General features: G+C 75.5%; 17 protein-coding genes. 5 read left to right on the forward strand and 12 right to left on the reverse strand.

The genetic code is table 11. From position 1 onward, the window contains the following. Positions 1-18: 18 nt before the first annotated feature. The gene (locus C8D89_RS14270) at positions 19-834 is read left to right on the forward strand and encodes a CPBP family intramembrane glutamic endopeptidase (RefSeq protein WP_423717024.1); all 816 of its coding nucleotides are present in this window, start codon (positions 19-21) and stop codon (positions 832-834) included. Here C8D89_RS14270 and C8D89_RS14275 read toward each other — a convergent pair. After that, complete coding sequence (locus tag C8D89_RS14275) at positions 831-1,742, reverse strand: SDR family NAD(P)-dependent oxidoreductase (RefSeq protein WP_116708851.1); 912 nt, start codon at positions 1,740-1,742, stop codon at positions 831-833. The genes C8D89_RS14270 and C8D89_RS14275 overlap by 4 nt on opposite strands. 39 nt (positions 1,743-1,781) lie before the next feature. Here C8D89_RS14275 and C8D89_RS14280 point away from each other — a divergent pair, with 39 nt between their 5' ends. Continuing rightward, positions 1,782-3,002 carry an arginine deiminase gene (locus C8D89_RS14280; protein ID WP_243418092.1) on the forward strand — a complete coding sequence of 407 codons (1,221 nt, stop codon included), beginning with the start codon at positions 1,782-1,784 and terminating at the stop codon, positions 3,000-3,002. Between the two features lie 165 nt (positions 3,003-3,167). After that, positions 3,168-4,124, forward strand: coding sequence for a Rieske (2Fe-2S) protein (locus C8D89_RS14285; protein ID WP_116708852.1), 957 nt, complete (start codon positions 3,168-3,170; stop codon positions 4,122-4,124). A 113-nt stretch (positions 4,125-4,237) separates the two neighbouring features. On the opposite strand, the gene C8D89_RS14290 is transcribed toward C8D89_RS14285, so the two are convergent. Further along, positions 4,238-4,978: a class I SAM-dependent methyltransferase gene (locus C8D89_RS14290; protein ID WP_116708853.1), complete on the reverse strand. Its 741-nt coding sequence runs from the start codon at positions 4,976-4,978 to the stop codon at positions 4,238-4,240. Positions 4,979-5,431: 453 nt separating this feature from the next. Between C8D89_RS14290 and C8D89_RS14295 the strand changes: the two genes are divergently transcribed. Continuing rightward, positions 5,432-6,793 (forward strand): ferric reductase-like transmembrane domain-containing protein, encoded by a 1,362-nt coding sequence (locus tag C8D89_RS14295; protein WP_243418093.1) that lies wholly within the window; start codon positions 5,432-5,434, stop codon positions 6,791-6,793. A gap of 30 nt (positions 6,794-6,823) precedes the next feature. Next, positions 6,824-7,378 (forward strand): ferritin, encoded by a 555-nt coding sequence (locus tag C8D89_RS14300; RefSeq protein WP_116708774.1) that lies wholly within the window; start codon positions 6,824-6,826, stop codon positions 7,376-7,378. On the opposite strand, the gene C8D89_RS14305 is transcribed toward C8D89_RS14300, so the two are convergent. From C8D89_RS14305 to C8D89_RS14350, 10 genes are all read right to left on the reverse strand, one after another. Continuing rightward, on the reverse strand, positions 7,307-8,338 hold the full coding sequence (locus C8D89_RS14305) for a DUF4328 domain-containing protein (RefSeq protein ID WP_116708775.1): 1,032 nt from the start codon (positions 8,336-8,338) through the stop codon (positions 7,307-7,309). The genes C8D89_RS14300 and C8D89_RS14305 overlap by 72 nt on opposite strands. 21 nt (positions 8,339-8,359) lie before the next feature. Continuing rightward, the gene (locus C8D89_RS14310; RefSeq protein WP_116708776.1) at positions 8,360-8,689 is read right to left on the reverse strand and encodes a rhodanese-like domain-containing protein; all 330 of its coding nucleotides are present in this window, start codon (positions 8,687-8,689) and stop codon (positions 8,360-8,362) included. 89 nt (positions 8,690-8,778) lie between these two features. Further along, a complete protein-coding gene (locus tag C8D89_RS14315) occupies positions 8,779-10,392 on the reverse strand; it encodes a solute symporter family protein (RefSeq protein WP_116708777.1) in 1,614 nt (537 codons plus the stop codon). Continuing rightward, complete coding sequence (locus tag C8D89_RS14320) at positions 10,389-10,745, reverse strand: DUF485 domain-containing protein (RefSeq protein ID WP_116708778.1); 357 nt, start codon at positions 10,743-10,745, stop codon at positions 10,389-10,391. Before C8D89_RS14320 ends, C8D89_RS14315 begins: the two co-directional genes overlap by 4 nt. Positions 10,746-10,962: 217 nt before the next feature. Beyond that, on the reverse strand, positions 10,963-12,702 hold the full coding sequence (locus C8D89_RS14325) for a sodium/solute symporter (protein ID WP_116708779.1): 1,740 nt from the start codon (positions 12,700-12,702) through the stop codon (positions 10,963-10,965). Between the two features lie 7 nt (positions 12,703-12,709). Beyond that, positions 12,710-13,765 (reverse strand): hypothetical protein, encoded by a 1,056-nt coding sequence (locus C8D89_RS30765; RefSeq protein WP_207787217.1) that lies wholly within the window; start codon positions 13,763-13,765, stop codon positions 12,710-12,712. After that, a complete protein-coding gene (locus tag C8D89_RS14335) occupies positions 13,762-14,619 on the reverse strand; it encodes a LytR/AlgR family response regulator transcription factor (RefSeq protein WP_207787218.1) in 858 nt (285 codons plus the stop codon). Before C8D89_RS14335 ends, C8D89_RS30765 begins: the two co-directional genes overlap by 4 nt. 176 nt (positions 14,620-14,795) lie before the next feature. Continuing rightward, positions 14,796-15,167 carry a hypothetical protein gene (locus C8D89_RS14340; protein WP_133251914.1) on the reverse strand — a complete coding sequence of 124 codons (372 nt, stop codon included), beginning with the start codon at positions 15,165-15,167 and terminating at the stop codon, positions 14,796-14,798. Next, positions 15,164-15,922: an ESX secretion-associated protein EspG gene (locus tag C8D89_RS14345; RefSeq protein WP_165825701.1), complete on the reverse strand. Its 759-nt coding sequence runs from the start codon at positions 15,920-15,922 to the stop codon at positions 15,164-15,166. The genes C8D89_RS14340 and C8D89_RS14345 overlap by 4 nt, the downstream gene beginning before the upstream one ends. Then, entirely contained in the window at positions 15,919-17,541 is a 1,623-nt protein-coding gene (locus C8D89_RS14350; RefSeq protein ID WP_116708783.1) for a hypothetical protein, read from the reverse strand. The genes C8D89_RS14345 and C8D89_RS14350 overlap by 4 nt, the downstream gene beginning before the upstream one ends. Between the last annotated feature and the right edge of the window lie 118 nt (positions 17,542-17,659).

The following is a 17,659-nucleotide window of genomic DNA, read 5'->3' on the forward strand; positions in this document are numbered from 1 at the left end:
TCCCCCTACCGTGGGCCCGTGACGGCGCGGGACGTGTGGCAGGGCTGGCTGCACCCGGTCCCGCCCGAGGCCGCGCCGCTGGAGGGTCGCGAGCGGCGCCTGCTGCGCACCGAGCTGGTCGTCGTCTTCGCCGTGACGCTCGGCCTCTCCGCGGTGCGCAGCCTGGTCTCGCTGCTCGACGCGCTGGCGTCGCCGCTGCCGCTCGACCAGCGGCGGGTGGCGATCGACGAGACCCTCGCCCGCGACCCGTGGGCCGACCTGGCCGCCCAGCTCGCGTCGTCCCTCTCGCTGGTGGCGTGGGGCGCCCTGGGCCTGTACCTGCTGGTCCGCGCCGGCGCCGGGCCGCGCGCCGTCGGGCTCGACGGGCGCCGCCCCGGCCGCGACGCGCTGGGTGCGGTGGGGCTCGCCGCGCTCATCGGGATCCCGGGCCTCGCGCTCTACCTCGCCGCCCGGGCCCTGGGCCTCAACACCACGGTGATCCCGTCGCTGCTCTCCGACCAGTGGTGGACCGTGCCCGCGCTGATCGTCTCGGCGTGCGCGAACGCCTGGGCCGAGGAGGTGCTGGTCGTGGGCTACCTGCTCCACGGCCTGCGCCGCCTCGGCGTCGGCGAGAACCGCGCGCTGGCGATCTCGGCGGTCCTGCGCGGCTCGTACCACCTCTACCAGGGCTTCGGCGGCGGGCTCGGCAACCTGCTCATGGGCCTGGTGTTCGGACGGGTGTGGCAGCGCACCGGCAGGCTCTGGCCCCTCGTGGGGGCCCACGCCCTGCTCGACGTCGTCGCCTTCGTCGGCTCGGCGCTCCTGCGCGGTGTGCTGCCGTTCCTGCCCGCCTAGGAGATGATCTTGTGCCGCGAACGCGCCATCATGTTCTCCGGCGCCGGGTCCATGCCCGCCTGCTCGAACAGCTCGGCCATCCGGTCGGGGATGGCCTCGGCGTCCCAGCGGTGCCCGTCGCCGCGGATCTCGGCGACCGAGGTGAAGGGCTGGTAGAGCTCGACCGAGTCGCCCTGGACGCCGAACACCTTGCCGCTGATGTGCGACGACTGGTCCGACGCCAGGTACGCGACGAACGGCGCCACGTTCTCGGGGTCGAAGAAGTCGAACTCGCCGCGCTCGAGGCTCTCCCGCCGGTCCTCGCGCACGTCCGGGGGCAGCAGGGCCTCGGTCATGCGGGTCAGCGCCGAGGGGGCGATCGCGTTCGAGGTGACCTGGTACCGCGCCATCTCCATCGCCACGATCGTCGAGAACGCCGCGATGCCCGCCTTGGCGGCGCCGTAGTTCGACTGGCCGAAGTTGCCGAGGATCCCGGAGGTCGACGCGGTGTGCACGAGGTGCCCGGGCCGCTGGCTCTCGCGCCAGTAGCGGCAGGCCGCCCGGGTCGGGGCGAAGTGCCCGCGCAGGTGCACGCGGATGACGTCGTCCCACTCGGCGTCGGACATCTTCACCAGCGTCCGGTCCCGCAGGATGCCGGCGTTGTTGACGACGGCGTCGAGCGCGCCGAACTGCTCGACGGCGGTGGTCACCAGCGCGTCGGCCACGTCGGAGTCGGCGACGTCGCCCGGCACCGCGGCCGCCTGGCCACCCGCCTCCTTGATCTCGGCGGCGACCTCCTCGCCGGCCTCCGCGTCGAACTCGGCGACCACGACGGCCGCCCCCTGCCGTGCGCACTCCAGCGCCTCACCGCGCCCGATGCCGCGCCCGGCACCGGTGACGACGACGACCTTGTCCTCGAGGAGTCCCATGGCGCGCACAGTAGAGCGGGCGGCCTAGGGTCGCCGACCGTGGACCTCCCACGAGACGCGGACGCGCCGCGCGTGGACTCCGAGGTCGGGGTGCTGCGCACCGTGGTGCTGCACCGCCCGGGCCCGGAGCTCGAGCGCCTGACCCCGCGCAACGCCGATCGCCTGCTCTTCGACGGCATCCCCTGGGTGCAGCGCGCCCAGTACGAGCACGACGCCTTCGCCGACCTGCTGCGCGCGGAGGGCGTGCGCGTCCTGCTGCTGGGCGACGTGCTGGCCGAGTCGCTCGCCGCCGCCCCGGACGCCCGGGAGGCGGGCATCGCCGACGCCGTCGACGAGCGGACCCTCGGGCGCGAGCTCGGCGCGGCCGTGTTCACCGAGCTCGCGGGTCTCGACGACGCGACGCTGGCGCACGCCCTCATCGCCGGGCGGACCTTCGACGAGCTCGCGGTCACCGGACGTTCGCTCGTGCGGGCGATGGCCGGGCCGCACGACTTCGCCGTCGACCCGCTGCCCAACCTCATGTTCACCCGGGACTCGTCGGTGCGGGTGGGCCCGCGGGTCGTGGCGTCGTCGATGGGGATGCCGGCCCGGCGGCGGGAGGCCTCGCTCGTCGCGCTGGCCCAGCGCCACCACCCCGAGCTCGGCGTCGTCGCCCCGACCGCGCCCCGGGATCCGTCCGCGGTCGAGGGCGGGGACGTTCTGCTGCTCGCACCCGGCGTGCTCGCGATCGGCGTGGGGGAGCGCACCAGCCCCGCGGGCGCCGAGTCGTTCGCGCGGGCGATGTTCGCCGACGAGCTCGCGCACACCGTGCTCGCCGTCCCGATCACCCAGCGCCGGGCGACGATGCACCTCGACACCGTGGCGACGATGGTCGACGTCGACACCATGGTCATCTACCCGGGCGTGCTCGAGAACCTCGAGGCCTGGACGGTGCACCCCGACGGCCCGGATCGCCTCCGCATCACCGGGCCCGAGCCGTTCCGGCCCGCCGCGGCGCGGGCGATGGGCATCGACCAGCTGCGGGCGGTGGACACGGGGCTCGAGTCGGTGGCCGCCGAGCGCGAGCAGTGGGACGACGGCAACAACACCCTCGCCGTCGCGCCCGGACGGGTCGTCGCCTACGAGCGCAACACGACGACCAACGCGCGCCTGGCCGCCGCCGGGATCGAGGTCCTGGAGATCGCCGGGTTCGAGCTCGGCTCCGGGCGTGGTGGCCCGCGGTGCCTGTCGTGCCCGTGGGAGCGTGCCCCACTCGGGTGAGAAGAGGCACGTTCGGCGCACCCGGACGTGCGTCCGGCCACAGCCCGCTCCCCGTGACTGCGACACCACGGCACCCGGCCTAGCGTCGTCGACGTGCTGAAGAAGGCGGAGCGGCGCGCGCCGGCGAACCCGCTGCGACGGCTGTCCGGCCAGGAGTGGGCGGCCATGGAGCCCACCTGGCGCGACGCCAAGGTCGGCATCATCGACGCGGCGCTCGCGCGCGCCACGGCACGGCCGTCGGGCAACTGGTACGTGGTCGGCGCGAGCCGCGACATCCGCGCCGGCACGCCGTTCGGCACCACGGTCGCGGGCGTCGAGGTGGTGCTCTGGCGCTCGCCCGACCACGAGAACGAGGGGCGGGGCACGCTCCACGCCGGCCCCGGCGCGTGCCCGCACCTCGGCGCGGACATGGCCACCGCCGTGCAGTCGGGCTGCGAGCTGGTCTGCCGCTGGCACGGCCTCGCGCTCGGCCCGTCGGGACGCGCCGGCTGGCGCACCCTGCCCGCCCACGACGACGGCGCCCTGGCCTGGGTACGCCTCGACGCGGTCGGTGGCGAGGAGCCCACCGACGCCCCGATCCTGCCCGTCCGCCCGCCGGTGGACGAGAGCCTGGTGGCCGTCGCGTCGACGGTCGGCACGTGCGAGCCCGCCGACGTCATCGCCAACCGCCTCGACCCCTGGCACGGGGCGTGGTTCCACCCGCACTCGTTCGCCGACCTGCGCGTGGAGCGGGCGCCGGGCCGCGACACGTCGGAGTCCGACGACCACTTCGACCTGCGCGTGGCCTTCCGGGTGTCGAAGAACTGGGGCATCCCGGTGCGGGCGCGCTTCACCTGCCCGGAGCCCCGCACGATCGTCATGCACATCACCGAGGGCGAGGGCGCCGGCAGCGTCGTCGAGACCCACGCGACGCCGCTGGCCCCGCACCCCGACGGCCGCCCGCGCACCGCGGTGGTCGAGGCGACGATCGCCCACTCCCCCCGCCCGGGCTTCGCCCACGCCCGCCGCGCGCAGGGGCTCGTGCGCCCGGTGATGGAGTGGGCCGCCACGCGCCTGTGGACCGACGACATCGAGTACGCGGAGCGCACCTACGCCGTCCGCGCCGCCCGCCGCCGCGGCTGACCGACCCCCCGCGATCGCACACGGGGTGTGCGAGCAATGCGGCTTTCCTGGCACTGGACGCCAGAAACGCCACATCCTCGATCGCGCGACACGCCGGGGTAGGGGTGCGAGCCCTACCGCCGCCCGAGCACCGTGTGCACGATCCCGCGCTGCCAGCCGTCGACCGGGCGGGTGTGGACCTCGCGCAGCCCGGCGTCGCGCAGCCGCTGCTCGAGCCGCGCCAGGCCGTCGAAGGCGAGCACACTGCGCCAGAGGTAGCGGTAGAGCGAGGCGTCGCCGGTGACGCGCCGCCCGAGCGGAATGATGATCGCCCAGCAGACGGCGGTCCAGACCGTGCGGGCCACCGCCGAGTCGGCCACCGAGTACTCGTGCACCGCGATCGGCGCGCCCGGCGCCAGGTGCTCGACGAGCACCGCGAGGCCGGCGTCGCGGTCGGGCAGGTTGCGCACGAGGTAGGCCGCGAGCACCCCGTCGAACGGGCCCGGGATCCCTGCCTCGGTGAGCGCCGGCCCCAGGTCCTCGGCCCGCGCGTGCACGAACCGCACGGTCTCGGGCCACGACTTCTCGCGGGCCTTCGCGAGCATCTCCGCCGACGCGTCGACCGCGACGATCCGCGCCTCGGGGTAGGTCTCGAGCAGGGCGGCGGTCGAGAGCCCCGTCCCGCACCCCACGTCGAGCACCACCGCGCCGGCGCCCCCCGCGGGCAGCCCGAGGCGGCGGGCCGAGAGGCGCAGGTGCTCGTGGTAGCCGGGGTTGGCGCCGACGAGCCGGTCGTACGAGGCGGCGTCCTGGTCGAACTGTGCGGAGACGCCGGCCGCGGCGGCGGAGCGGTCGAAGCCCTGGCGCGCCCGCAGCGACCGCAGGGCCGGCGGCACGAGCGCCACCACCCCCACCGCGCCGGCGACGAGCGCGAGACGGGAGGAGGTCGAGCGGGTCCTGCGCGCGCGGATCACACGTGCATCCTGCCCGGTCGGGCGTCCCACGGGGTGACGGGCCGGGACCGGGACCCGCCGGGGCCCTACGCCGCACCTGCGCCACGCCGCCGACGCCGACACCCCGCCCCGCCGCGCGGCGTGTCGTGCGACCGAGGATGTGGCGATCCTGGCGTTGGGCGCCAGCAAAGCCGCATTGCTCGAACGACCGCCCGCCAACCTGAGAGCCGACCTGAGCAGACGGACCACTCCCTCCCCCGATCGGGCCAATTGTCGGCGCCTGAGCGCGCGGTGGCCGCCCGTCGTCGCGCCACGGACGGCGGCGCTCTCAGACGCGCGGGGATGATCGTCGCGCGCTGCCTACCGTCCCGGCCCGTGCAGCAACGGTGGACACGCGCCCTGTGGACGGGCGCCCTCACGGCCCTCGTCGTGGTCCCGGTGGCCCTGCTCGCCTCGCGGGGCGGGGGATCGGTGCTCGGCATGCTCTCGGTGGGCCTGGGCCTGCTCGCCCTGTGCCTGCTCGTCGTCGTGGTCGTCGTGCCGTCGCGGGTGCGCTCGCTGACCCGCGCGTTCGGCGTGGAGACGGTGATGGGCCTGCACCGGTGGCTCGGCACGCTCGCCGTCGTGCTCGTCGGGCTGCACGTGGCCGTGGCGGTGATCGGTCACCCGACGCTGCTGAACCCGCTGGCGGCGCCGCGTGCCGCACAGGCCGGGTGGACCTCGGTGATCGGCCTGCTGCTCGTGGGCGTCGTCGCGGTGCGCGGCCGGCGCCCGGGCGCCCGCTACGAGATCTGGGCGCGCCTGCACGTCCTGCTCGCCGCCGGCGCGCTCGTCCTCGCCGGCCTGCACGTCTTCTGGCTGGGCAACCTCGTCACCGATCCGCTCATGCGCTGGGTGCTCTCCGCGCTGGTCCTCGTGCTGCTCGGGGTGCTCGCCCACCGCTGGGTGTGGCGTCCGCTGTTCTCCCGCCAGGGCGCCTACGTCGTGTACGGCGTGCGGCGGGAGAGCCCGACCGTGAGCACGCTGGTCCTCGCGCCCGTGCACCTGCGCCGCGGCGGCCTGCGGTTCGACCCCGGCCAGTTCGTCTGGCTGCGCCTGCGCCGCGCCGTCGTGGGCACCGAGGAGCACCCGTTCACGATCGCCTCGAGCGCGCGGGTGACCGGCCGGCTGGAGCTGACCGTCCGCGACCAGGGCGACTTCTCCGGACTGCTCTCCACCCTGCGCACCGGCAGCAAGGTGTGGCTCGACGGGCCGCACGGCTCGTTCACCGCCGAGGCCGCCCAGGACGCCTCGGGGCTCGTGCTGCTCGCGGGCGGGGTCGGCATCACCCCGATGATGAGCATGCTGCGCACGCTCGCCGACCGCGGCGACGACCGCACGCACCGCCTCGTCCTCGCCGAGCGGGGCACCGAGCCGCTGTTCGCCGACGAGCTCACGGCCCTGGGCCGCCGCCTGGACCTGCGCGTCACCCGCACCGAGGGCCGCCGGATCGACGCCGCGCTGCTCGCCGAGGTGCTGCCGCACGACCCCGCCTCGCGGGGCGCGCTCGACTACTTCATCTGCGGCTCGCCCTCGGTGCTCGCCGGGTCGCTCGCGGCGCTCGAGCAGCTGGGCGTCCCTGCGGCACGCATCCACACCGAGCAGTTCGGCTGGTCGGGCGCGATCCCCGTCCCGGCGCCCGGCGCCGACGCGCCGGCACCGCGCAGCCGCCACGGACGGCGTTCCGCGCGCACCTGAGGTCCGCGGATCCGACCTAGACTCGCGACCATGACCGCCGCGACGTCGACGTTCCACGACCTGCTGCGGGCCCAGATCCGCAACGAGTTCACCGCCTCGCAGCAGTACACCGCGGTGGCCGTGTACTGCGACGACCAGGATCTGCCCCGGCTGGCCGGGCACTTCTACGCGCAGGCGCTCGAGGAGCGCAACCACGCCATGGGCATCGTGCGGTTCCTGCTCGACAACGACCTCCCGGTGACGATCCCGGGCGTCGACGACGTGCGCACGGAGTTCACCTCGCTGGAGGACGTGGTCGCGCTGGTGCTCGCGCAGGAGCGCACGGTGACCGACCAGATCGAGACGCTCGCGCGCACCGCCCGCGACGAGGGCGACTACATCGGCGAGCAGTTCATGCAGTGGTACCTCAAGGAGCAGGTCGAGGAGGTCGCCTCGATGAGCACGCTCCTGCGCATCGTGCGGCGGGCCGGCGACAACCTCTTCCACGTCGAGGACTTCGTCGCCCGCGAGATGTCACCCGACCTCGGCACCGACCCCACCGCTCCGCCCGCCGCCGGCGGCAACGCCGTCCTCGGCGGGGGCTGAGCGCGGCGCGGGAGCCGCGGGCGACACCCCCATCACCGCCTCCCGCCCCGCCGGGCGCAGCTCGGGGGCGAGCAGCTCGGTGAGGTGGGCGACGACGCGCACGGTCGCGAGCGCAGCCACCGCCGCGGCGACGTCCGCCAGCGCGTGCAGGAGTACGGCGTCGGCGAGGGCCTGGGTGCTGTCGCCGAGCCCGCGCAGGACCGCCACGACACCGAGCACGACGCTGGCGTCCCACGCCAGCCACCACCGCCACACCGGCGTCGACGGGCGCGGCCGCGCGCTCGCGGGCTCGCCGGACGCGGCGTGCTCGACCTCGGCCAGCGCCGCACCCGGCACCGTGAGGTTGGGGCCGGGCAGCACGCTGCCGACGATCACCGCCCAGGTGCGCCGCGCCGGACGGGTGCCGGAGATCGACGCGGCGATCCCGCGGGCGAGGTGCAGCCAGCGCAGGAACAGCCCGCCCGTCGCGAGCGCGGCGACGGGTGTGAGCAGCCCGACCAGGGTGACGAGCGCGTCGGAGAACGCCAGCGGGCCGGGCGAGAGCGCGCTGCTGCGGCTGGCGACGAGCAGTCCGTAGCGCCAGGCCTCGGCCACCGCCGCGATCCCGGCGAGCGCGGCCGTCGTCGTCGCGAGCCGCACGAGCAGGCCGGCGGTGCGACGCAGGACCTCCTCGGCCTCGCGGGGCCGCGGCGTCGCGAGGGGGCCCTCGTCGCCGGGCTCCGGCGCGGGCATCCAGGAGCGCAGGCTCCAGCGCGGCGTCGTCCGGTAACGCGGCGGCCCGGCGTACGGACGTCGCGGGACGCGCGGTTCGCCGGGGTGCAGGGCGTCGGGCGGCAGGGCCACCCAGCGCACGCCGGCGAGGACACGGCCGCAGTGCACGCAGTAGCGGGTCGCGCCCGCGCGGGGCGCGCCCGGCGAGTCCTGCGGCGGCTGCGGCCGTCCGCACCGCGGGCAGATCACCCGCCCACCCCCGTCCCCACGTCAGACCACCCGGGCCGGCCCGGGCACCTCGGCGGTCATCGGCCGGCCCTCAGCCTCCCACGCCAGCATGCCGCCGCTGACGTTGACCGCCTCGTGGCCGCGCTGGACGAGGAAGGCGGTGACCTGCGCCGACCGGCCGCCGACCTTGCACACCACGGCCACCGGGCCCGGCGGGACCTCGTCGAGCCGGGCGGCCAGCTGCGACATCGGCAGGTGGACGGCGTCGGGCGCGTGCCCCGCGACCCACTCGTCGTCCTCGCGCACGTCGAGCAGCGTCGCCCCGGGCGGGATCTCGCCGGGGCCGACCGAGGGCAGGCGGGGGTCGCTCACCGGTCCATCCCATCACCCTCGGGGCCCGTGCGCAGCGGAGCCCGCCCCCCACCGGGGGAGGCGGGCTCCGGAGCCTGCCGGACCTCGTGCTAGTCCTCGGCCGCGCCCGCCGCGCCGGCGCCGGTCATCGACCGCACCTCCATCTCGGCGAACCGCTGCTCGCTGACGACCTCGCGCGACCCCACGTAGGTGCCGACGATGCCGAGGATGAACGACAGCGGGATCGAGATGATGCCGGGGTTCTGCAACGGGAAGATGGCGTCCTCCCGCCCCATCGTGACCGGGGAGATCAGGATGAGCCCGACACAGCTGATGAGGCCGCCGTAGATGCTGAACAGCGAACCCATCGTGTTGAACCGCTTCCAGAACAGCGTGTAGAGCAGCGTGGGCAGGTTGGCCGACGCGGCCACCGCGAACGCCAGCGCGACCAGGAACGCCACGTTCTGCCCGAGGGCGAGGATCCCGCCGATGATCGCCAGCGTCCCGATGACGATCACGGTGATGCGGGCGACGCGGACCTCGCCGCGGGAGTCGACCTCGCCCTTCTTGATGATGTTCGCGTAGACGTCGTGGGCGAACGACGCCGACGCCGTGATCGTCAGACCGGCGACCACCGCGAGGATCGTCGCGAACGCGACCGCGGCGATGATGCCGAGCAGCAGCGTCCCGCCGAGCTCGTAGGCGAGCAGCGGCGCGGCGGAGTTCTCCTCACCCGGCGCGTTCTCGATGGCCGTCGTCCCGCCCGGGACCAGCGCGGGCGCGCCGTAACCGACGACGAGGGTGAACAGGTAGAAGATGCCGATGATCCAGATCGCCCACTGCACCGACCGGCGGGCCTCCTTGGCGTTCGGCACGGTGTAGAAGCGCATGAGGATGTGCGGCAGGCCGGCGGTGCCCAGGACGAGCGCGATGGCCAGCGAGATGAAGTTGATCTTGGTGGTGGTGCTCGTCCCGTACTGGTTGCCCGCGTTCACCAGGTCGTCCGTGGCGCCCGCGTTCGCGGCCTCGAAGAGCGCCGAGAGGTTGAACCCGTAGACGCCGAGCACCCACACGGTGATCACGGCGGTACCGATGACGAGGAGGGTCGCCTTGATGATCTGGACCCAGGTGGTGCCCTTCATGCCCCCGAAGAACACGTATCCGATCATGATGGCGCCGACGATGACGAGGACGAGCGACTGCCCATCGAAGTACGAGTCGGGGTTGTCGTTCACGCCCAGGAGCAGGGCGATGAGCCCGCCGGCGCCGGCCATCTGCGCGAGCAGGTAGAACAGCGAGACCACGAGCGTGGAGATCGCCGCCGCCGCCCGGACCGGGCGCTGGCGCATCCGGAACGCCAGGACGTCACCCATGGTGAAGCGGCCCGTGTTGCGCAGGAGCTCGGCGACGAGCAGCAGCGCGGTCAGCCAGGCGACGAGGAAGCCGATGGAGTAGAGGAACCCGTCGTAACCGTTGACCGCGATGGCCCCGGCGATCCCGAGGAACGAGGCCGCGGACAGGTAGTCGCCGGAGATGGCGATGCCGTTCTGGGGGCCGGAGAACGACCGGCCGGCGGCGTAGTAGTCGTTCGCCGTGCGCGGGCCGCGGCTGACGCGGTAGACGATGATCAGGGTGATGACGACGAACAGCGCGAAGATCGAGATGTTCAGGACGGGCGAGCCGACCTGGGGCGTCGCGGGCGGCGCAGCGGTCGGGGTCGTCACAGCTTCTCCTCCACGCGCAGCCGGAGGCGCTCGGCCTCGGGGTCGAGGTTCTTGTCGGCGAACCACACGTAGATCGTGGCGATCACGAAGGTCGACACGAACTGCAGCAGGCCGAACACGAGGCCGATCGTCAGGTTGGTGCCGCCGATCCGGGTGTTCATGAACCCGGTCGCGAAGTCGGCCAGCACCACGTAGAGCATGAACCAGGTCAGGAAGATCGCGCTCATCGTGAAGATGAAGCGCCGCCAGCGCTTGCGCAGCGCGACGAACTCCGGTGAGCGCTGGACCTCTTGGTAGGGGGTCGGATCGTCGAGCGCGGGCGAGCCACTCTGCCCGTCGTCAGTGGCACTCACGAGTTCTCCGCGGGGTCGTCGGACGTCACGATCGGGCCGAACCTTAAACCGATGTGCATCACACCGATTACTCCTTTCGTGTGACTACTCACCGCAGCCTCACTCGACGAGCCGACGAGCGTGGTCCGACCGCTCGGCAGGGGATACGTCCTGTTCATCCACATCTCACCGTGCGCGACAAACGGCACACGGAGCGTGCCGGAGCGTACGGGAAAGATCAGTCCGAGGGACGCGAGCCGCGCCGCGCGTCGCCGAGACCGAGGCGCTCCGGCGCGTGCAGGCGCAGCAGCGTGCGCCCGGTGTTGGCGGGCACGCGGTGCGGCGAGGAGCGGCTGACGAGCACCATCACGAGGAACGCCAGGGGCACGGTGACGAGCGCGGGGCGGGCCAGCAGCACCCCGACCCACCCACCCGGGTCGAGGCCCGCGAGCGTCGAGCCGATCGCGAGCACCGCGAGGCCGCCGCCCACGAGCATCCCCACCGTCGCCCCGCGGTCGGTGAGCCCCTTCCACCAGATGCCCAGCACCAGCAGCGGGCAGAACGTCGAGGCGGCCAGGGCGAAGGCCAGGGAGACGGTCAGCGAGAAGTCCAGCCGGATCGCGCCGAGGGCCGCGACGATCGGTACGGCGCCGCCGACGTGGGCGGCGATGCGGAAATCACCCAGCCGACGGGGCAGCAGGTCGGTGGACAGCACACCGGCCACGGACAGCAGCAGGCCCGACGAGGTCGACAGGAACGCGGCGAACGCGCCGGCGGCCACGAGCGCGCCGAGCGCGATGCCCGCCCAGCCCGGCAGCGCCGCGGTCGGCAGCAGCAGGATCGCGGCGTCGGTCTGCCCGGTGACGAGCAGCTCCGGCACGTAGAACCGCGACATCGCCCCGAGCAGCACCGGCAGCAGGTAGAACCCGCCGAGCATCGCCAGCACGACCACGGTCGTGCGGCGCGCCGCCCGCCCGTCGGGGTTGGTGTAGAAGCGCACGAGGACGTGCGGCAGGCCCATCGTGCCCAGCAGCAGCGCGAGGCCGAGGGAGTAGGTCGCGAGCAGGGGGTGCCCGTCCTCGTTGCCCCCGGTCAGCGGGGCGGACCAGGACGACGCGTCGGCGTCGCCGTCGCTGACCACCGGCACCGCGGCCCCCGGCGGGAACCGCAGCACCGTCCCGGCCTCGACCGTGTGCGGCCCGGGGGCCCACGACACCGGGCCGTTGACGGTCGTTTCGTCGACCTCGCCGCGGACGCCGATCTCCACCGGCGCGGTGACCTGCAGGGTGACCGGGGTGCTCACCTCGACGGTCGTGGCGTCGGTGAACACCGGCGGGGGCGGCTCGGACGAACGCGTCGGGCCGAGGACGAACACCGAGACCAGCACCAGGGCCGGCACGGCGAGCGCGGTGAGCTTGAGCCAGTACTGGAAGGCCTGGACGAAGGTCATCGAGCGCATGCCGCCGAACGTGACGCTGGCGGTGACGACCAGTCCGACGGCGACGACGCCCACCCACGTCGGCGCGGTGGTCAGCACCGTGAGCGCGAGCCCGGCGGCCTGGAGCTGCGGCAGCAGGTAGAGCCAGCCGATGAGCACCACGAACCAGGTCGTCACCGTGCGCAGCAGCGTCGAGTCGAGCCGGACCTCGGCGAAGTCGGGCACCGTGTAGGCCCCGGACCGGCGCAGGGGCGCGGCCACGAAGAACAGCAGCGCCAGGTACCCGGCCGTGAAGCCCACGGGGTACCAGAGGCCGTCCACCCCGTCCTTGAGCACGATGCCCGCGACGCCGAGGAACGACGCCGCCGACAGGTACTGCCCCGAGATCGCGGCCGCGTTGGCGCGGGTGCCGACGGTGCGCGAGGCGGCCAGGAAGTCGTCGGTGGTGCGCGCGACCCGCACGCCCAGCGATCCGATGACGATCGTGACGACGGCGACCACGACGACCGCGGCCAGCGCCACCCACCCCGCGGTGCCCACGTCGACCTCAGTCCTCGACGTTGTCGGCGAAGTCGAGCTCGTTGCGCTCCGCGGTGCGCACGTAGAGCCACGCCAGCGCCAGCATGAACGGGTAGGGCGCGAGACCCAGGACCAGCCAGGGCAGGCTCATGCCCGCGATCTCGACCGTGCCGGTGCGCGGGAGGACGAGGAAGAGCAGCGGCAGCGCGCCGAGCACGAACACGGCGACCAGGCCCAGCCGCAGCCCGAGCGCGAGCTGGGCGCGCAGCAGGTTGCGCAGCAGCAGCTCGCCGGTCTCGGTCTGCTGCTCGATCTCGGCGACCGTGCGCACCGCGCGCGTCGGCACCCGGCGCTCGGCCAGGACGACCCGCACCCGCTCGCCCTGCCCGGTGTCCGCGGGGTCGGCGGCGCCGGTGAGGGGTGGCGGGACGACGATGCCCGGGCCGGTCCACAGCGCCGGGTTGTCCGCGGCGGAGGTGGGGGTGCTGCCGGTGGTCGCGTCGGGCGAGTCGGTGAGAGCCGCGGGGCCGACGCCCCCGGGCCCGGTGACGGGGGTGGCCGCGAACTGCTCGGTTTCGGCGTCGGGGGCGGCGTGGCGGGGCCGGTAGCCCGACGGCGGCGTGTGGACGCTGGCGCCTCCCCGCTCGGGCTTGGCGTGACGCCCGCGCCGGCGGGCGACCCCGGGCGGGGGCTGGCCGGGCGACGGGAACGTCGGCGGCACGGGGCGGCGCGGCGGGTCGGGCACGGGGACCGGGCCGGAGGACGAGGTGGGCCCGGTGGTCGCGTTCATGGGGCTCGGCGGCGTGGGCACGCCACCGGCGCCGCCGCCGGCACGGGGCGAGCGCGAGGGACGTGACCGACGCACGGTCCCGGTGTCCGGCCCGGCGCCGTCCCAGGAGCCGCCGGGGTCGCCCGTCCCGGCCTCGTCGCCCGGCCCGGCCTCGTCCGTCGGTGGGTCGGGCGCGCGCCGCAGGCTCTCGCCCTCGGCGGCGCCGCCGGCTCCCGGGGTGTCGTCCGGCCGGTGCTCCCCGGCGGTGTCCGGCACCGGACCCGGGGCCCGGACGGGACCGCCGGGGGAGCTCACCGTCGTCCCCAGGCCTGTTTCGTCGAGCGGACGAGACGGTCCTTGAGCTCCCGGGTGTGCCGGCGGCTGACGGGCAGCTCGGCGACGTCGGGCCCGCTGCCCAGCCGCACGACGTAGCCGGAGCCGGCCAGCCGCAGCTCGGTGATCAGCGGCAGCGCGACGAGGTACGACCGGTGGATGCGGACGAATCCGGCGTCCGACCAGCGCTCCTCGAGCACCGAGAGCGGGATGCGCACCAGGTGGCTGCCCTCGGTGGTGTGCAGACGCGCGTAGTCGCCCTGCGCCTCCACCCAGCGCACCGTCGAGCGCTGCACCAGCTTGGTGGTGCCGGCGAGCTCGACGGGGATCACCTCGTCGTCGCCCTCCTCGTCGGTGGCGGGCTCCACGGGCACCGTGGTGCCGCGCGAGGACAGGATCCGCGACAGCGACGCGTAGAGCCGCTCCGGGCGCAGGGGCTTGAGGAGGTAGTCCACCGCGCCCACGTCGAACGCCTCGACCGCCCGGTCGTCGTGCGCGGTCACGAAGACCACCGACGGCGGGATGACGTAGCGCGACAGGACGTTGGCGAGCTCCAGCCCGTCGAGACCCGGCATGCGGATGTCGAGGAAGAGCACGTCCACGTCGGACTGCTTCGCGGGCGCCGGAAGGCCCGCCGGAGGTGTGCCGCCCGCGAAGCCGCCGAGATCGACACGGTCGCCGCCGGTGAGGATCCGCAGCGCCGAGATCGAATCGGAGGCCCGCAGCACGGTGCCTACCCGCTGGTCCTGCTCCAGCAGGTAGGCGAGCTCCATGAGCGCCGGTTCTTCGTCGTCGACGGCGAGTACTACGAGGCCGTCGTTCTCACTCGTGTTCACTGCCACGCCATCCTGCCCAGCCGAGGTTCCGGCGTCCACGATAGGACCCGATCGGCTCGCCACCCTGCCGTGCCCCGCCGTGGCCGCACCTCGAGGTCGGCGCCCCCGGCACGGACCACCCGATCGGGCGCACCCCGCTGCTCCGCCCGCATGACCTCGACCCGCCCGCAGCGGGCTCAGGACGGCCCGGTGTCCGGTCGCAGCGACCGCGCCCCGGCGTCGTCGGCCTGCTCCCACATCGCAACGCTCTGGCGCACCGCGCCCTGGAGCGCCTCGAGCTCGCCCGCGAGCGTGCGCGCGGCCGGCAGCGTGTCCGTGGCCACGAGCTCGCGGTACCAGGCCGCGATGGCCGCGTTGTCCTCGCCCGAGCCCACGGCCAGCGACTCGGCGGCGAGCCGGTCCAGCGCCGCCTGCGCCTCGGCCACCCCCTGCTCGAGCGCGTCCACCCGCGCGGCGAAGGCCCGCGTCTCGTCGGGCTGCATGGCCGCCTCGCCACTCCCGCCCGGCCCGCCGCCCGACCCGCCCGGGGGCGGCTCCGGTGCGCTCATGCCGTGCTCCTTCCGGGCGGACGCGGGACGGCCGCGTCGGACAGCACGGTACGGACCTCGGCCAGCAGTTGTCCGCCCGTTGCGGGAACCAGCAGCGGCGGACGCGGCGCCTGGCCACCCGGAGGCAGGCGCAGCGCGTGGCGCCCGCGCGGGCCGTCCAGCCAGCACAGCAGCGGGCCGACGCGGCGAGGGTCGGCACCGGCCCGGCGCTCGGCCACCCCGACCTGGGTGATCGTGGCGACGGTCGCGAGCAGGTCCTCGGCCACGTCCCGCGCGCGGGTCGCGCGCCGGGTGGCGGGCAGGTCGGCGGGCAGGGCGCCGGCCGGGACGGGGACGGCCGGCCCCGACCCGGGTGGCACCGGGGGGACCAGCGCGAACACCGCCTCGGCCAGGCCGTCCGGTGGACACGGCGTGACCCGCACCGGCGCGCCCGCGCGCTCCGGGGAGGACAGCAGGGCGCCGGTGCGGCCGTCGGTGCACGCCACCGCGGCGAGAGGGGCCGCGGCGTCCCGGCGGACGAGGTCGACGGCGAGCGCCCACCCCGCCACCGCGGACCCGGCGTCGAGCAGCAGCCGCGCGGGCGCCGGCTCGAGCAGCCCGCGACCCCGCAGTGCCTGCTCGGTGTCCGTGCGGTGGCGGCGGACCTCGGCGTCGGTCTCGGCGGACCAGTGCACCGGGCGCAGGGGGTACGGCCACGGGGCGTCGCACTGCTCGAGGACCCAGAGCAGCTCGTGACGGTCGAGCACGACGCTCACCGGTCGTCGTGCTCCCCGAGCACCGGGGGCGTGACCAGGCGGCGCTCGTCGGGGTCGTCGGCCGGGTCGCGCCACGGGTCGGCATCGACGAGGTACTCGGGGTGGCGCACACCGGACGTGCCGGCGCGCAGCGTGTCGGCGATCATCCCGGCCGCGCCACCGGTCGGGGGCAGGAACGGGACGTCGGCTCCGAACGCGCTCGGGCCGGGGCTGCTCGAGCCGGAGGCGGGTGCGCCCGAGGCGGGGGTGCCCGGACCTGCGGGGGCGGGCGGGACCCCGACGCCGAGCGCCGGATCCGTGCCGGTGGACGCACCGGTACCGGTGGAGGGGCCGGTGCCGGCGAGCGGGCTCGCACCGGTGGACGGGCCGGTGCCGGTGGGTGTGGCACCGGGTGGCCCGGTGTCGTCACGGCCCGGGAACACCGGGGTGGGGCCGTGCGGGCCCGGGGTGGCGGGCTGCGGCCCCTCGGTACGGGCTGCGGGCGGCTGCCGGCGCTCGTCACGGCGACCCTCGGCCGGACCGGCGCGCCCGGGGACGGGTCCGCCGGCGAGCCGGTCGGCGGCGGTGGGGGCCACGGGAGCCGACGGGCCGCGCGGGTCCCGGAGTCCCCGTGCGCCGCCCGTGCCGGCTCCGGCACGGCCACCGCCCCGGCCTGGAAGTCCGCCCGGGGCGCCCGCTCGGGGCGGGCCGCCGGGACCCGCACGCCCGCGGTTCGGCGGAGGAGCCTCGACGCCGCCCCGCAGGCGTGAGACGAACCGGCCGATGGGACCCGGCCGCGCACCCGGATCCGCGGGCGCGCCCGGACCGGTCGGAGCACGTCCACCGGGACCCGGGCGGGTCCCCGGCGCCGCCCGGCCCGGCACCCCGCCCGCGGGACCTCCTGGCACCCCGGGCACACGCGCGCGGGGGGCCGGCGTGGACCCGGCGGGCGCAGCGGCACGGGCGAGGACACCACCGCCCGCGGGAGCCCCCGAGCCGACCCCACCGGGCGTGGACGTCGCAGGGACGCCGCCGCCCCGGGCGGTGGCGGGCAGCGGGCCGGGGCCGCCCGGCGTCGCGCGCCCGGCGAGGCCGTCGGCGGCCGACGGGGCCCCGCGGGCGGCGAGCCCGGTCTGCTCGAGGTAGGCGCGGTACGCGCGCTGGGCCGCCCGCTCCTCGGCCTGGGCGGTCTGGAAGGCGCCGAAGCCGTCGGGCGGGCCGCCTGCCGCCAGCGTCCCGGCCAGGCCCGGCGTCGCGGGCGTCGTGCCCAGGACCGGCAGGGCCGGCGGGCGGGGCGGGCCGACGAGCGACTGGACGCGGGCCAGCGCGTCGCGCATCCCCTGCAAGCTCCCGGCCTGCCCGGTGACGGCGTCGCCGAGACGGCTCATGCGCGCCACGAGCGTGCGCACGTGCGCGCTCGCGGCGTCGGCGTCCCGCCCACGCCACGCGGAGCCGAGCTCGACATGGGCCCGCTCGAGACGCTGCGCGGCGGCGCGGAGCTCCTCACCTCGAGCGGCGTGGCGCACGCGGGCCGAGTCGATCGCACCCGGGTCGGCGCCGTCGTGGACCCACCGGTGGATCAGCTCGTGGCTGATCGCCGACGTGTCGCGCCCGCCCCACGGGACGCCGGGGACCGGCACGGTCCACCACCTCCCGCGCCCGCACACAGGTCCTGACGCGGGGAGCCTAGGTCCGACCGGGCGATGGTGGGGAGCGAATCCTCCCCTCGCCTCGGTTCGGGTGGTCAGAACGGCGGTG

The organism is Actinomycetospora cinnamomea (genome assembly GCF_003096675.1).
GTDB classification, from domain to species: Bacteria; Actinomycetota; Actinomycetes; order Mycobacteriales; family Pseudonocardiaceae; genus Actinomycetospora; species Actinomycetospora cinnamomea.

Excerpts from the sequence above, each read along its gene's own strand:
- C8D89_RS14300 (WP_116708774.1), top strand. The coding sequence starts at position 6,824 with ATGACCGCCGCGACGTCGACGTTCCACGACCTGCTGCGGGCCCAGATC.
- C8D89_RS14340 (WP_133251914.1), bottom strand. The coding sequence starts at position 15,167 with ATGAGCGCACCGGAGCCGCCCCCGGGCGGGTCGGGCGGCGGGCCGGGC.
- C8D89_RS14285 (WP_116708852.1), top strand. The coding sequence starts at position 3,168 with ATGGAGCCCACCTGGCGCGACGCCAAGGTCGGCATCATCGACGCGGCG.
- C8D89_RS14275 (WP_116708851.1), bottom strand. The coding sequence starts at position 1,742 with ATGGGACTCCTCGAGGACAAGGTCGTCGTCGTCACCGGTGCCGGGCGC.